This window comes from Winogradskyella sp. SYSU M77433, from assembly GCF_029911945.1.
Classification (GTDB): domain Bacteria; phylum Bacteroidota; class Bacteroidia; order Flavobacteriales; family Flavobacteriaceae; genus Winogradskyella.
Window position 1 is genome coordinate 67425 of record NZ_JARYTG010000005.1, and the last position, 16387, is coordinate 83811.

The window sequence follows — 16387 nt, forward strand, 5'->3', positions numbered from 1 at the left end:
TTAATTTACAATGATCTCATCAATAAAGGTCCAAGCTTTGTTGCCAGCACCTTGTTTACCCTCTGGGATTATGCCGTAGTTTGGAACAAGTAACTTTACTCTTTTTATTGGTCTATTGGATAAGATTGATTGTTCCCAAAACACGTTCTTCAAGTTTGGATTCCCCGAACTTTCTGGTAAAAATTTATTTGCTATAACTTCATCATTATCAAAAATAATTCTAATTGCTATGTGTTCTGGTGTATATATCCATTGCCCATTACCATCATAAAATCTTGTTTCTATTGAATCAATTTTTATTGGCTCTTTAAAATCAATAGTAATCTCAATGTCTTCTCCCCAAAACCCTAACCACTCTTTATCTCCATAGCGTGAATCACTTCCTGAAATACCATTTATTAAACCTTCTGCTCCACTACCAGAGTAGGCTTTGTGTGGTTGTTTATCAATCGTAATTTTTGCTCCAACTGCTTTGTGGTAATTAATGTATTGTGTGAAGGTTTTACCTAATTGTTTTTCATCATTATATACAGCAGCTTTGATTGTTGAACTTTCGGTAATCGGAATTTTAGATTCGTAAACTTTTGAATTTATGGTAGGTTCGCTTCCATCTAAAGTATAACGAACACTCTTGCCTTCTGTGAGAGTTTTTAATTCATAATACGACTTGCCTTCATCTGAAATTAAATCGCCTTCAATTTCATAAAGATGATTGGCATAGTTAATATCTAAAGCATTTAAACGCTGATGAAAGTTTTCTAACCTCGAAACAAAATCCTTGTAATTCTTATGTTGAGGTTGAGACCAAACCACTTCACTCAACGCCAACATTCTCGGAAATGTCATATATTCAAGATGTTTTTCAGTTGGAATATATTCTGTCCAAATATTGCCTTGAGCACCTAAAACATATTTTGATTCTTCTATTGTTAATTCTTCTGGAATTGGATTAAAACCATACACTTTTTCCAACGGTAAAAAACCTCCAATAGCCAAAGGTTCATCCTCATTTTCAGATTGGTAATAATCAAAATAGCAATGTGATGTTGGAGTCATAACCACATTATGTCCAGATTTTGCAGCTTCAACTGCTCCATTCGTACCTCGCCAAGACATTACCGTTGCATTGGGTGCCAAACCACCTTCTAAAATTTCGTCCCAACCAATGATTTGTCTCCCTTTTGAGTTGAGATAGGCTTCCATTTTGGTAATGAAATAGCTTTGCAGATGGTGTTCGTCTTTTAAGCCTTCTTTCTTAATCAGCTTTTGACAATGTTCACAATTTTTCCAACGTGTTTTAGGAGCTTCATCTCCTCCTATGTGAATATATTTGCTCGGAAACAGTTCTAAAACCTCATCCAAAACATCCTCTAAAAACGCAAAGGTTTTTTGGTTTGGACAATAAATCTCTTCAAAAACTCCCCATTTTTTGGCAACCTCAACGGGTTCGTCTGTACAACCTAGCTCTGGATAAGCGGCAATGGCAGCTTGTGCGTGACCTGGCATTTCTATTTCTGGAATTACAGTAACAAACCGCGCTTTAGCATACTGAACAACAGCCTTAACTTCCTCTTGCGTGTAGTAACCTCCATATCGTTTACCATCAAACTGATGTGGTTGGTCACTGTAATGTCCTACCAAAGTTTCATCTCTGTATGCTGAAACCTCTTGCAATTTTGGATATTTTTTAATCTCAATTCGCCAACCTTGGTCGTCTGTAAGATGCCAATGAAATGTATTCATCTTCAACAAAACTAAAGCGTCAATGTACTTTTTGATAAAATCAACAGAAAACATATGCCTTGCCACATCGAGATGCATACCACGATATTTAAACTGTGGTTGATCTCTTATAGTTACAGCTTGAATATTGATTTCATTTTTTGAGAACGTATCATTTTCCAGATCAACAGGCATTATTTGCCTTAAGCTTTGCACAGCATAAAACGCACCTTGATCCGTTGATGCTTTAATTGTTATTCCTTCTTTTGAAACCGTTAAATGATAAGCTTCAGGCTTTAAATTTTCATCCAGCTTAAATTTAATATCGGTTCCTTCTTTCAGATGTATTGAACTTCCGCTTTCAATAAAATCTTTTAAAAATTGAGCACTAACTTTAAAGTTGTCATCGTAAGTTATTCCTGTACTTTCGTCAATAGTAAAAAAAGAATCGGTTAATTCTACGGAATCTGGAATTGGTATAATCTGCGGTTGAATAGTTTGAATTGAATTCTCATTGCAATTCACAAATATTAACGACAGAATAAAAAGACTTATTAATTTCTTGATATGCATTTTGGTGTTTTAACTGCTTAAAATTAGGAATCTATTTTAAGGTCATCAAAACTTCAGTTTAATTTTTTACACTAATCACAAATCGACTCCATCATATGAAATCTTTTTAACCAAAAAAGTCCCGAATGTTAAAAAGCAACATCCGAGACCCAAACTTAACCAAATTATGAACAGTTAATGAATTTTACTTGCGTCCCTATTAGAAGGGAGATCTCTATACCAATCTTTGTGAATATTACCACCACTCGTGGCCCAATTTGAAAAGAAATGATAAGCTTCGTTAATAGGATATCCTTCATCAGGAAAGTCAAACGACTCTGATATATTGATAGCCCATGGCAAGCCATTTGAGGTTTTGTAATAATAACCATTTGCCGAATTGCTAGCATCATAAGACGTACCTAATAATTGCTCATCGGCAAGATTTGTGGGCTGATGTCCTGGTAAATGGATTTCTTTACTTCGATCTCCGTTTACGAAAATGAATGAGTTATAAGGTGGATATCCTGTTAGATTTTGTGAGACTGGATTATTAAAACTAATTATTGAGCTCACAACATTATCTGGAGATGTTTGAATAACATCAACTACACTGTCAAAGAATATCATAGTTGCTTTGTCTTGATTTGTCTCAGTATTGTTTCCGTTAACAGTAATAATATTATTAGTTAGGTGTAAACCACTTACACTCGCTACATTGTTAGATGGAAGATTCTTTAACTGTACACCAAAACCATTATTAAAACTTGCAAAAACCGCCTTAACATTCCAATCCGCTTCTATATCGACCAGAAGATTGTTTCCGTTAAGAATGTGATCTATTTCATAGTCAATGACCATATCATTAAAATCGTAGTCGCCTTGAGCTGGCCATAGGTCTTCAAAAGCTAAAGAGCCTGTGTATGTGTTTCTGATCGCTCTTAATGGATCATCTGGAAAATCATCACTTTCATTTGAAACCCCATCTCCATCATTATCCGTACTCGGAGTTACTTGTGGAATACTTCCTATTTCAATAGCTTCCCATGGATTGGCCGAAACATAAAATATTAAATCGTTAAAATCATTATCACTACCCTGAGATCGTGTTTGATCTTCAAAACCATTTAATAAACGTTGGTTTCCAAAATCCGCTAGCTGAACGGTATGTTGCCGCATATTTGGGTCGCTTTCCACAGTATTGAAATCTGATCGAGAATAAAATTTAGTCGTATTTACATTTGTACCAGATCCTGTCCATGCATTTTGAAAAAGTACCCAAGAAATGGTTTTTCCTGCTTGAAAAGTTCCTAGTCTGACTTTATCACCAGCATAAAGTTCACCACCTGAATAAGCCAATGAAGCATTAGGTAAGACCACATAAATGGAATCTATTTCACTTGGATTCGCAGGTGGGTTTTGGGTATCAAAAACATAATAACCTAAAGCATTTTTATAGCCTGCACCTTCAGTCACAAAAGTGACCCAAACATCGCTCAGATCTGTTACTACAACATCAAGTTCGTTTCCTGAAGTTAAGTATTCTGGATTAAAATCTGGAACAGGTTTGTTTTCTGGAAGAGAAGCATTCACTCCGTCTAAAAACTCTTGACTTAAATTATCACTTTCAGATTCAAGATAATGAGGCAATCCCATTGTTCCTCCTGTATTATAACTTCCCATATAGTAATAATTGTCAGATATCGGAATAGCGTTGTTTGAATTTCTGTTATGATATTCATCTGACCTTTCTTCTGGAATTCCTCCAAAAGTTAGGCTCATATTTGGTGATACAACTTCGGTTTTTTGATTTGCAAAACCTACACTATGAACTTGAACGAATAAATTTTCTAAATATGTTGGCACTTGAATTTTAGTATTTAGCACACCTGTTGAATTGGTCAATCCAGAAGATAAATATGTTCCACCAGAATCTGGATGTTTTGTAAAAAAGCTAACCTTAACACCTGATAAAGCTTGATCTGTGACACTTTTTACCTCAACTTCAATTTCTATTTCCGAAGTGGTAACAAAATTAAAATCTGCAGGAATGTTAAGCTCTGAAATAACATTACCTATTGAATCAGACGAATCGTTTTCTATGCTTTCCAAGTCCTTACTACATGAAGACAAAACAAAAAAGGAAAGCAATGGTATGAATAGTATTTTTTTCATGACTAAAAATTTAACTGAATTCAAATGTCGGTCACTTTGAAGACGTAAACTGGTGAAAATCGCTGGGATGGATTTTTCAGTCGTTTAATGATCAATAAGTAAAGACAAATGGTTTTCTCAACTTAATCTCTTAACCTCATCTTATTTCAAGATAATAAATCAGTTAACTTATTTAAGCACAAGCAGTAATCATAATTAAAAACAAGAACTACATTCTTGCTTGGCATTTTAGTATATTAGTTGCATTAAAAACTAGTATTCTTTTGAAACATCTTAAGTTTATTTCCGCATGTACTGCTATCCTACTTTTATTTGGGTGTAGCGAAACCACAAATCTAAAACCTGCACAAAAAGATCAACCATTAACCAATTACGTCAATACATTTATTGGTACTGGTGGCCACGGTCACACCTATCCTGGCGCAACAATGCCTTTTGGGATGATGCAGTTGAGTCCAGACACACGTTTAGAAGGTTGGGACGGTTGCTCTGGCTATCATTACACAGATGAATATATCTACGGATTTTCACATACACACTTAAGCGGTACAGGTATAAGTGACTATGGAGATGTGCTTTTAATGCCTACTGATAAAGTGAATTTTAACAATGGATCTGATGGAAAATCGGGTTACCGAGCTCACTTTTCACACGAGAATGAAAGTGCTAAACCTGGCTACTATAAAGTGTACTTAGATTCAACAAATATTGATGTTGAACTGACAGTTTCTAAACGAAGTGGTATTCATAAATATCAATTTCCTTCAGCTGAAAATCAGTATGTGGTTTTGGATCTAGATCATCGCGACAAATTATTAGACTATAAAATTAATAAGCTGAATGATACTGAAATCAATGGACTTAGACATTCTTCAGCTTGGGCTAAAGATCAGCGTTTGTTCTATCATATTAAGTTTTCACATCCAATAAAAGAAATTGTTTATGATGACGGCGAAGGTGTGGCTGTAAGTAAAAATTACAAGTTTGAAAGTAAAAAGGCCATCATTCAATTTGAAAACCCAAACAACGAACCAATCATCATTAAAGCAGGAATTTCTGCCGTTGATGAAGCTGGTGCTTATAAAAATTTGGAAGTTGAAGTTTTAACCAAAGATTTTGAAACCGTAAAGCAAGAAGCACAACAAGAATGGGAATCTCAACTTGAAAAAATTGTCATAGAAAGTGATGACTTAGACAAGAAAACCAATTTCTACTCTGCACTTTACCATACTATGATTGCACCAAATATCTATCAAGATGTTGATGGTCGCTATAGAGGTATGGATTTAGAAATTCACGAAACTAAAGATTTCGATTATTACACAGTATTTTCACTTTGGGATACGTATAGAGCGGCTCATCCACTTTACACTATTATAGAACAGGACAAAACCAATGATTTCATCAATACGTTTTTAGCAAAATATGATGAAGGTGGGATTATGCCAATGTGGGATTTATCAGGAAATTATACTGACTGTATGATTGGTTATCATGCCGTTCCTGTTGTTGCCGACGCCTATTTAAAAGGCATCAGAAATTATGATACCGAAAAAGCTTTTGAGGCTATGAAACATTCAGCTACTCGTGATAAATTCGGGTTAGAATCTTATAAAAAATATGGTTTTATTCCTGTTGATGAAGAAAGCGAATCGGTTTCCAAAACTTTGGAATATGCTTATGATGATTGGACGATTGCACAGATGGCAAAAGCGATGAACAAGGACGACGATTATAAAACCTATATTCAACGTGCGCAATATTACAAGAATGTTTACGATCCTGAAAGTAAATTTATGCGTGGTCGTTTTAGAAATACTTGGTTCACTCCTTTTGATCCTTATGAAGTCAATTTTAACTATACCGAAGCTAATTCATGGCAGTATAGTTTTTATGTTCCTCAGGATATTTCTGGCTTTATGGATTTGCTCGGCGGAAAAGACGCTTTAGAGTCACAACTTGACCAGTTATTCTCTGCAAACGCTGAAACTTCTGGAAGACATCAAGCTGATATCACAGGATTAATCGGCCAATATGCTCATGGTAACGAACCAAGTCATCATATGGCTTACCTCTACAATTTTGTAAACAAGCCACACAAAACGCAAGAGAAAGTTCATCAAATTTTAACCGAACTCTATAAAAACGATCCTGATGGAGTTTCTGGAAATGAAGATTGTGGACAAATGAGCGCTTGGTATGTGTTGAGTTCCTTAGGGTTTTACCCTGTAGCTCCTGGAAGTAATGAGTATGTCATAGGAACACCTCTTTTTGACAAAGCAACCATTAATCTAGAAAACGGAAAGCAGTTTAATATTACCGCTCATCATCTTAGTGATACCAATATTTATATTGAATCTGCAAAACTTAACGGAGAAGATTTAGATATCACTTATCTAAATCACGATAAAGTTGTTTCAGGTGGAAACCTAGAGTTTTTTATGACGGATAGTCCAACGAATTGGGGTACTAAAATTGGACAAGAACCAAAAATCGAAATAACAGATCATATTATTTTACCGTCACCATTTATTGAAAAAGGCGATATCACTTTTAGAGATTCAACTAAAGTTTCCCTAGGAATTGTATCATCTGCCACTGAGATATTTTATAGTATTGATGGTTCTGATTTTAAAGTTTATAGAAATCCATTCACAATATCTCAGCCTTCTAATATTAGAATGTATGCTTCAGATGGTTATGGAAATTCAAGTAATGTATTATCCACACCATTTTATAAGATTGATCCAAACTTAAGTATCTCTTTAGAAAGTGAATTTGCCAACCAGTATTCTGCTGGTGGAAACGATGCACTAATTGACGGTATTCGTAGCACCAAAAACTACAGAACAGGCAGTTGGCAAGGTTACCATAATACAGATTTGGTAGCAACAGTTGATCTAGGAAGGCAAAAAGCTATCAATACTATTTCTGTGAACTTTTTACAAGATCAAGGTGCGTGGATTTTTTACCCAACAGAAGTGCAATGCTTCGTTTCAAAAGATGGTATAAACTATAAAGCTTTACCATCGCAAAAGATAAACACGCGAGACAGAAATAATGAAATTGAAATTAAAACTGTTGAGTTTAAAATTCCAACAGCAGAATATAAACATGTAAAAATAATTGCCAAGAAATTAGGAGAGCTACCTGAATGGCATTTAGGCTATCCAATGGATGGTAGAAGTTGGATTTTTGCTGATGAAATTTCGATAAGATAAATAATGAAAAAATCTTTAGTCTTTTTATTTATAATCCTATGTTTTTTTTCTTGTAAACCCACCTATAATTTACAAAGTGAGAAAACTAAAATTGTCAATTTAGCAAAAGGTAATTTCACAAATAACGACTATTTTGAAAGTATTCCTTCAAAAGTTAAAGATTCGGTACCAAAGGAGAAACTATATAAACATTTAGATAGTGTAAGAAATATTATTAATTCTACTTTTTTTAAAGAAGGGGACATTATTTCTCAAGACATACTAATTGAAAAAATCAGTTCTACTAGAGAAATAAATGATGTGTTTTTTAAAATTGTTGAATATACCAGTTCATTAAAAATACAAGGAAATGCAAACAATTTTTATTTAAAAGATTACAAAGCATTTTTAGACAGTGAACTTACCAAATATTCTGAAGACAATTTTGAGGTTTTAACTACTAAATCAAGAGGATACATTCTAACCTATTGGACAGAAGAATCCAAAAAATGGAAGTATATGCCATATAATGATTTATATAACGAAAGATTATTTGGGATTAAAACGACACAAAAAATAATTGAACTCTACTTCGATGACATTTTTGTTCCTGCTCAAAAAAAATGGGATAGCGAATCAATAGCTTTATTTAATGAGGTTTATGAAGAAGATCGCAATTCCTATATCGATGAGGGTATAGATTTCGAAAAGTTTTTGAAATGCCGGAGAAAATATCAAGAAAAAACTGAAGAAGATTTCAATGATAATATACCTAACGAATATTATGAAAGTAGTTATTTTATAGATCACTCTATTAAATGTCGCATATACTCTAAAAAGTTAAAATAAAAATGGCCTTTAACTCGTTAGTTTCAACATTAGAAGTCGAGAGTATGGATAAAACCATTGCGTTTTATGAATCGTTTTTAGACTTTAAATGTATTAGCAGAGATGCCAATAATTGGGCGTTTTTAAAAAAGGATGATGTAGAAATAATGCTATCTTACGTTTTTACGAAGATAAATTTCCAAAACCCGTTTTTACTGGTGGATTGTACATCTATGTGGATGATATTAATGTAATATGGCAAATACTTAAAGACCGAGCTGATATCTGCTATCCTATTGAGAATTTTGAATATGGCATGCGAGAGTTTGCTATTTTTGACAACAATGGTTACAGATTACAATTTGGTCAAGAACTAGAATCTAACTAACAAAAACTATATGAGCAATCAAAACAACAAATCGGCTTTAGCAACCTTAGTCACCGTTTTCTTTTTCTGGGGATTTATTGCTGCATCTAACAGTGTATTTATTCCTTTTTGTAAAACGTATTTTAACATTGACCAGTTTCAATCGCAATTGGTAGATTTTGCCTTTTATGGAGCATATTATATTGGTGCTTTGTTATTATTCATTCTGTCTGGTTCTATCAAAAAAGACATTATGAATAATTGGGGCTACAAAAATGGGATTATCTACGGTTTATTGCTTTCAGCCGTCGGTGCTTTTGTAATGTATCCTGTAACTGCTGGCGCCGAACAAGGTCAAACTGGAGTATTCTACTTGGTTCTTATTGCTTATTTTATTGTTGCCTTAGGATTCTCATTGCAACAAACGGCTGCCAACCCATTTGCTATCGCACTTGGTGACCCAAAGACTGGCTCGCATCGTTTGAATTTAGCTGGTGGAATTAATTCCTTTGGAACAACTATAGGTCCTGTTGTGGTAAGTTTAGTCATTTTTGGTTCTGCAAGTTGGAGCTCTGATGAATTGGCTTCAATGATTGCCAATAATGAAATTACGCTAATGACAGTACAACAACTCTACCTTGGAGTTGGCGGATTATTTTTAGCTGCAGCAGCATTATTCTATTTCTCTAAAAAATTACCAGCCTTAAAATCTGAAACCGCTTTTGAACCCGCTAATAAAGCCAGAAACTTACTTATTTTATTGACAATCGTCGTTCTGGGATGTATAGGATATGTAATTGGTTCGTATGTTGGAAAAAATGATACTAACGAAGAATTAGAACGACTAAGGTTGATTTTATTATTTATTGCCCTAATTTCTGTCGTTGTTGCAGTGTTTTACGCATATACTAGCGCATCAAAAAAGCCAGAGGGTTGGGGTGCTATGAAGTATCCACAATTGGTCTTAGGTATGCTTGCAATCTTTACATACGTTGGTGTTGAAGTTACTGTAGGAAGTAATTTAGGGGAACTTTTAAAACAAGAAATCGAAAATTCAGGTTTAAATATGCTTGGTCTTCCTGCTCTTAACGATTCTCAACTCGGTTCATATATTTCATTGTATTGGGGTGGATTAATGATTGGTCGTTGGGTTGGTGCTATCACGGTTTTTAATCCAAGTAAAGGGCTTAAAAAAGCCCTGCTTATCATTGTACCTTACATTGCTTTTGGTGTCATCATACTTGTCAATTCTATAAAGTACAGCTTCAGTTCTGATGAAATTTTATTTTTTGCTGTTTGTATAGCCGTTCAAATTGGAGGTTTTTTCTTAGCAAAAGACAATCCTGTTCAAACCTTAAAACTTTTTAGTCTCTTAGGAGTTATAGCAATGTTAATTGGTTTGTTCTCTTCTGGAAATGTAGCTTTATTTGCTTTCTTATCTGGTGGTTTATTTTGCTCTATAATGTGGCCTTGTATTTTTACATTAAGTATTGCTGGGTTAGGAAAATACACCTCTCAAGGTTCTTCATTCTTAATAATGATGATTTTAGGTGGAGCCATTATTCCGCCTGTGCAAGGTAAATTAGCAGATGTATTTTCAATTCAATCATCGTATTGGATGGCTGTAGCCTGTTTTGCCTATCTTCTGTTTTACGCTTTTAGAACTAAGACAGTTTTAGATAAACAAGGTGTTGAATATTAAAAAACTAAAATTGTGCAACGTAGAAAATTCATAAAAAGTGCAGCATTAACAAGTGCCGGATTAGCCGTTACAAATTCGCTATTGAGTTGTGAAGACACTTCTAAAAAAGAGAACAATACAACTCCTATTTCTACAACTCAAAAAGCATCATTGCCTTTAGTGATTGCGACTTGGTATGTGGAAAATGCCACAGCAAAAGCTATGGAAATATTGCAATCTGGAGGAACAGCTTTAGACGCTGTTGAGCAAGGTTGTATGGTTGAAGAAGCTGACATAAAAAACAGCTCAGTAGGCAAAGGTGGTCTGCCAGACAGAGATGGGAACGTTACTTTGGATGCTTGTATTATGGACAAGGATGGTAATTGTGGGTCGGTTGTATTCCTAAAAGACATTACACATGCCGTTTCCGTAGCCAGAAAAGTAATGGAAGATACACCACATGTAATGCTTGCTGGTGAAGGAGCTAAGCAATTTGCTTTATCAAATGGTTTTGAAGCTGAAGATTTACTTACCGAGAGCTCTAAAAAAGCCTGGGAAGTGTGGAAAGTGGAATCAGAATATAAACCTATAATCAATATTGAAAACCATGACACCATTGGTATGCTAGCCATTGACAAAAATGGTGACATCTCAGGAGCTTGTACAACAAGTGGATTGGCCTACAAAATGCAAGGTCGTGTTGGAGATTCCCCAATTATCGGTTCAGGATTATTCATAGACAATGAAATTGGAGGTTGTGTAGCTACAGGTCTCGGAGAAGAAGTTGTGAAAACAGTTGGGAGTTTTTTGGTTGTAGAACTGATGCGACAAGGCAAATCACCTCAACAAGCTTGTGAGGAAGCCATTAGTAGAATTGTAAGTAAACCCAACAGTAACTATAAAGATTTTCAAGTTGGTTATATTGCTGTAAATAAAAAAGGAGAAACTGGGAGTTACTCTATTCATCAGTGGTTTAGCATGACTAAATTTCAAGATGGCAAAAACGAGCAAATTCAATCAGATTATTTCCTTAAAAACAATTCTTAACTTCTTTTATTAGTAATTATCTTACATCTTATCGAACAAATTGTAATAGACTGACAAAAAAACTTAATTTTCGCATAAAGTAAAACTTCATAACTTTATTCTGAAATAATCCCTATGTCAGCAATAAGAGTATTAATTGTAGAAGACGACCCAATAATTGCAGAGGACATCAAAGACATGCTTAGTAGTATTGACTACCATGTTGTTGGTATCGCTTATGATAAGGACGAAGCTTTAAGTCATATCAGCGAAAACAAACCCGATTTAGTTTTATTAGATATTAATCTTGAAGGAAATTATGAAGGTTTCGATATCGCAAATTATATTAACAAAAATCGAAAAGTCCCATTTTTATACCTGACGTCTTATTCAGGAAAGGAAATTTTAGATAAGGCCAAGCAAACGCTTCCTATGGGTTATGTTGTAAAACCTTTTAATGAACGAGAGTTATTCTCTAGTATTGAAATTGCCTTACATAATTTCTCTAAATTCATTTTACCCTTAGAGCTTAATAGAGACGTCATCAATAATGTTATTGTAAACCCTTTGACTGAAAAAGAATTCGATATCTTAAAAGGATTATATGATGGCAAAACCAATCAGCAGTTAGCAGACGAACAGTTTGTGAGTATCAATACCGTAAAAACACACATTAAGAATATTTACGAAAAGTTAGACACCCACACACGTTCTGAAACTATGTCGCTTCTCAATCAATTACTACACTAGTTTTTTTCTTAGGAATAGTTACAAAAACCTGAGTTCCTGAATCATTTTTTACTTCAATTTTAGCCTTTAACTTTTTGGTTAATGATTGTATTAATCGTTGTCCAAAAGATTCTGTTGCTGTTTTTTGAAGAATAGCATCATTTATTCCAATACCATTATCTTTTACGATAAGACAATAATCAGAGTTGCTTTCAGTCATTTCTATAATTATTTCAGGCTGTTCAATCTGGCCTTTAGGAAATGCATGCTTTAATGAATTGGTAACAAGTTCATTTACAATTAAACCTACAGGAATAACAGATTCAACATTCATTAAAATATTTTTAGCTTTAACTTTTACACTAAATTCCTTATCTGATTTATGATACGAATTAAAAATACTTTGTGCTAAACCTTCAAAATACGTTTGAAGATTCACCATATTCAAATCTTCGCCTGCATATAGATTTTTATGCAAAATCGCCATAGATTCCACCCTATTCCTTCCATTTTGCAATACTTCAAATGCTTTTTTGTCTTCAACATATTTTGATTGAAGATTTAACAAACTTGAAATCATTTGTAAATTATTCTTAACACGATGATGTGTTTCGTGCAACAACAGCTCTCTATCTTTTAAGGCTTTTGTTATAATATAGTTTTTGGACTTTATTTTAGTATATAATTTATACAAGGCTATAACTACTATTAGGAATAAAACCAAGCAAATTATTGTACCTATCAAAATTACTTTTGAGCGAGAAAGATTAGCTTTTGTTACCTCACCTTCCTTATTTAAAAGTTCAATTTCGGCATCTTTTTTTTGTCTTTCGTATTGCGCGTCTTTTTCCGCTATAACTTCTAAGGATTCTTCAGAGTATATTGAATCACTGATCTTTTTATAGGCTTTAAAATTTTCTAAAGCATCTTTATGTCTACCGCTTTTCTCATAGGCTTCAGACAATAAATTATAGGCTGTTTGTTGTTGGTATAAAGATTGGTGCTCATCGTATCTAAAAATATCATTTAATTGCTCTATGGCTTCTGGATATCTTTTTAATTTTATCAGTACTTCACCCATATTTAATTTTGATTCGCAAAGATTATAAGTACTACTTAAATTTTCACGTATATCTAAAGCTTTAAGGTGTTCTTGATAAGCTTCTTCTAAACGTCCTTGTTCTTGTCTTAATAATCCTAAAAAATCATGATGAAAGCCCATTTCCCTTAACGTTGGAAATACTTTGTTTAATGATTTTTGTTTCATTAGGTGCATCTCAGCTTTATCAAACTCACCCAATTCAGTGTAAAGCAATCCTAAATTGGCATTAGCACTTGCCATACCTGTACTGTCATTCAGCTTTTCAAACTGACTTAAAGCTAAAAGATATTGATCCTTTCCTTTTTCTAGCTGGTCTATATTAAGATAAAAGCCTGCTAAAGTATTATTTATTCTGGCTTTCTGTTCAGCTGAACCAATTTTATCATAAATATTAGCAACTTCTAATAGGTGATTTTGAGATACCACGTTGTTACCCAAAAACATATTAATGGTTCCTATAAAATGCCCACTTTTAGCAATATCTATAGAATCCTTATTGTCTTTTGAATATTCGTAAATACTTTGGTAATAATTTAAAGCGGTTTTGTAATCACCTTGCCAACGATGGCTTGCCGCAAATATGTAATTGTTCCTTCTTATTTCCTCGCTGTCTTCAATGTTGAGAAAATTCTGTTCAATATCTCTAGCAATATCTTCTGCGAATTCAGGGTTGCGCTGCACTAAATGTTCTCCTAATAAAAAAAGGCTTGCTTTCTTAACAGCTTTTGAAGTGCTATTATCAATAACTTTCTGCAAGCTATCCTGATAGGCATCAGGTTCAGCATCTTGAGCGTTTAAAAAACCACTTATAAAAACAATTACGAAGAAATATCTAAATAGTATTGTCATAAACTTAAATAACATATACAGCAAAAATACAAAACCAAAATTCCGAAAAATCACCCAAAAGGATGAAATACAAATGAGTACAATATTTCAACTTTACACAGCTACTATTAATCTTAAAAAAATAAGAAAACTCTTAAATTTAAGTGTTAATCCCTAACTTAACATTCATGAAAAACCTTTATCTATTTATTGTTCTGCTTTTTTCACTAACCCTTTACTCACAGGAAACATCTAATACTAATCAAAAAAAAGTTGATTCTATAATATCGTCTTTAGACACTATTAATAACAATTTTGAAAAAGTAAGAATACTCACAAGTAATGCTGGAAAAATGCGTTACTCTAAAGATTCTAGAATTTTAATCGATAAAGCGCTTTCCTTATCAAAATCCAATAAAGACTCGAAGTTATATGCCAATACATACTATTCTTTAGGAAATTACTTTTTTTATAATAGTGAATTAGATTCTTCAGATATATATATTAATAAGTCTTTATCTTATGTTAATGATAAAACAATGCCGTTCCTAAGAGCTTCAAACCTAATGACTAAAAGCGGCATATACAGAAAACGAGGTAACATTAGCCAAGCTATAGCTGCAATGCTAGAATCAAAGCAAGCAATTGATAAAATTGACACTTTGAAGTTAGACGAGGAGCAAAAGAAAAAATATGTTGGAACAAATTTGGTTCTGAATAATACCTTGGCTAATTATTATAATCAGATGGAAGAGTTTGATAAAGCCGTTGATTATTACGATTCGGCTTACAAAAGTGCATTAAATTTAGAGTCGAGTATCAATGCAGGCATTATCATATCTAACAAAGGTGAATTATTGCTCAATCAGGGTAAACCCAAAGAAGCCCTTGAACTTTTTGAAAAAGGAAAAACTTTAAAAGAAACAGGAAAAGCACCTTTAAGCTTTCTCATGAGTTCTTATCTTAATATTGGAAACGCACAGACTAAATTAGGGCAATATGAGGACGCTTTAGAAAACCTCAATAAATGTCATGATTATTACAACGAATCTAATACTATTGAAAATCTAACCATTGCAAAAAATTATAGAGGGACTCTTTTTATTGAAATAGAAAGATATAAAGACGCCATAGTAGATTGTAGCAAAGCCAAAACATTGGCTTTAGACGCAGGAAATCTTGAGCTTATTTCAGACGCTTGTAAATGCTTATCTGAAGCCTATCAAGCTACTGGAAATTTTCAAAAAGCTTTTGAAAATTATGAGCTTCTTACTAAAACTAACGATTCTATTTTCAATGAAAAGAACATAAAAAAACAGACCCAACTAGAGATGCAATATGAGTTTAGTAAAACTCAAGAATTAAATGCTTTAGCCCTAGAATCGAAAGAAAATGAAAGTAAACTCTATTCATATTTAGCAAGTTCAGGACTTTTATTGGCTGCTGTACTGGGTTTTTTCTTTTATAAAAACAGAAAGAAAAACATACAACTTGCTAAACAAAAAGTACTTCTAGAAACATCCATTGACGAAAAAAATGTATTACTAAAAGAAACGCATCATCGTGTAAAAAACAGTTTTCAAATTGTGTCTAGCTTATTATACCTACAATCTGAAAGCGTTCAAGATAAAGAAGCAAAAATTGCCATAAAGGAAGCTGAAAACAGAGTACGATCCATGGTGTTGATTCACCAAAAATTGTATAACAAAGATGAATTAGTCGGTATCAATACTGAGGATTATTTTACAGATTTAGTCCGTGATATTTTTGAAAGCCATCAATTTAAAACCGAACCTATAAAATATAGCCTTACCGTTGAATCTTTAATTCTAGACATTGAAACCATTACTCCAATAGGTCTTATTTTGAATGAATTAATAGTGAATACAATAAAACATGCTTTTGATGACATAACAGCTCAAAGCAAAATTCATATAAAATTCTATTCAGAGAATGATAAGCTAATACTTAAGGTTATAGACAACGGCAAAGGGTTTGAAGGTGATGTAAAAAACACTTCATTTGGTATTACTCTAATGAAAGCGCTATCTAAAAAGCTTAAAGCTACTTTAAATTACAAGTCAGAAATAAATATAGGTACTGAGGCTATACTAGAAATATCTAAGTTTACCATACTATGATTTTTCACTAAAAAATATGAGGCATTCACTAAAGAA

The 16387-nt window shown here is 33.4% G+C and carries 10 protein-coding genes; 7 read left to right on the forward strand and 3 right to left on the reverse strand.

Annotated elements, in window-relative coordinates:
- Positions 1 to 2295: a family 20 glycosylhydrolase gene (locus QGM60_RS11210; protein WP_281140334.1), complete on the reverse strand. Its 2295-nt coding sequence runs from the start codon at positions 2293 to 2295 to the stop codon at positions 1 to 3.
- A 174-nt stretch (positions 2296 to 2469) separates the two neighbouring features.
- A complete protein-coding gene (locus QGM60_RS11215; protein ID WP_281140335.1) occupies positions 2470 to 4449 on the reverse strand; it encodes an LruC domain-containing protein in 1980 nt (659 codons plus the stop codon).
- Positions 4450 to 4712: 263 nt separating this feature from the next.
- Between QGM60_RS11215 and QGM60_RS11220 the strand changes: the two genes are divergently transcribed.
- From QGM60_RS11220 to QGM60_RS11245, 6 genes are all read left to right on the forward strand, one after another.
- On the forward strand, positions 4713 to 7670 hold the full coding sequence (locus QGM60_RS11220) for a GH92 family glycosyl hydrolase (protein ID WP_281140336.1): 2958 nt from the start codon (positions 4713 to 4715) through the stop codon (positions 7668 to 7670).
- A gap of 3 nt (positions 7671 to 7673) precedes the next feature.
- Positions 7674 to 8498 carry a hypothetical protein gene (locus QGM60_RS11225; protein WP_281140337.1) on the forward strand — a complete coding sequence of 275 codons (825 nt, stop codon included), beginning with the start codon at positions 7674 to 7676 and terminating at the stop codon, positions 8496 to 8498.
- Positions 8499 to 8500: 2 nt separating this feature from the next.
- On the forward strand, positions 8501 to 8731 hold the full coding sequence (locus QGM60_RS11230; protein ID WP_281140338.1) for a hypothetical protein: 231 nt from the start codon (positions 8501 to 8503) through the stop codon (positions 8729 to 8731).
- A gap of 144 nt (positions 8732 to 8875) precedes the next feature.
- Entirely contained in the window at positions 8876 to 10546 is a 1671-nt protein-coding gene (locus QGM60_RS11235; protein ID WP_281140339.1) for an MFS transporter, read from the forward strand.
- Between the two features lie 12 nt (positions 10547 to 10558).
- The gene (locus tag QGM60_RS11240) at positions 10559 to 11572 is read left to right on the forward strand and encodes a N(4)-(beta-N-acetylglucosaminyl)-L-asparaginase (RefSeq protein WP_281140340.1); all 1014 of its coding nucleotides are present in this window, start codon (positions 10559 to 10561) and stop codon (positions 11570 to 11572) included.
- A gap of 114 nt (positions 11573 to 11686) precedes the next feature.
- Positions 11687 to 12301 carry a response regulator transcription factor gene (locus QGM60_RS11245; protein WP_281140341.1) on the forward strand — a complete coding sequence of 205 codons (615 nt, stop codon included), beginning with the start codon at positions 11687 to 11689 and terminating at the stop codon, positions 12299 to 12301.
- Here QGM60_RS11245 and QGM60_RS11250 read toward each other — a convergent pair.
- Complete coding sequence (locus QGM60_RS11250; protein WP_281140342.1) at positions 12282 to 14231, reverse strand: histidine kinase dimerization/phosphoacceptor domain -containing protein; 1950 nt, start codon at positions 14229 to 14231, stop codon at positions 12282 to 12284. The genes QGM60_RS11245 and QGM60_RS11250 overlap by 20 nt on opposite strands.
- Positions 14232 to 14398: 167 nt before the next feature.
- Here QGM60_RS11250 and QGM60_RS11255 point away from each other — a divergent pair, with 167 nt between their 5' ends.
- Positions 14399 to 16351 carry a histidine kinase dimerization/phosphoacceptor domain -containing protein gene (locus QGM60_RS11255; RefSeq protein ID WP_281140343.1) on the forward strand — a complete coding sequence of 651 codons (1953 nt, stop codon included), beginning with the start codon at positions 14399 to 14401 and terminating at the stop codon, positions 16349 to 16351.
- The last annotated feature ends 36 nt before the right edge of the window (positions 16352 to 16387 follow it).

What these genes read in the sequence shown, in the direction of transcription:
- QGM60_RS11215 (WP_281140335.1), bottom strand. Translation starts at nt 4,449, where the DNA reads ATGAAAAAAATACTATTCATACCATTGCTTTCCTTTTTTGTTTTGTCT.
- QGM60_RS11225 (WP_281140337.1), top strand. Translation starts at nt 7,674, where the DNA reads ATGAAAAAATCTTTAGTCTTTTTATTTATAATCCTATGTTTTTTTTCT.
- QGM60_RS11245 (WP_281140341.1), top strand. Translation starts at nt 11,687, where the DNA reads ATGTCAGCAATAAGAGTATTAATTGTAGAAGACGACCCAATAATTGCA.
- QGM60_RS11255 (WP_281140343.1), top strand. Translation starts at nt 14,399, where the DNA reads ATGAAAAACCTTTATCTATTTATTGTTCTGCTTTTTTCACTAACCCTT.
- QGM60_RS11210 (WP_281140334.1), bottom strand. Translation starts at nt 2,295, where the DNA reads ATGCATATCAAGAAATTAATAAGTCTTTTTATTCTGTCGTTAATATTT.
- QGM60_RS11230 (WP_281140338.1), top strand. Translation starts at nt 8,501, where the DNA reads ATGGCCTTTAACTCGTTAGTTTCAACATTAGAAGTCGAGAGTATGGAT.
- QGM60_RS11250 (WP_281140342.1), bottom strand. Translation starts at nt 14,231, where the DNA reads ATGACAATACTATTTAGATATTTCTTCGTAATTGTTTTTATAAGTGGT.
- QGM60_RS11235 (WP_281140339.1), top strand. Translation starts at nt 8,876, where the DNA reads ATGAGCAATCAAAACAACAAATCGGCTTTAGCAACCTTAGTCACCGTT.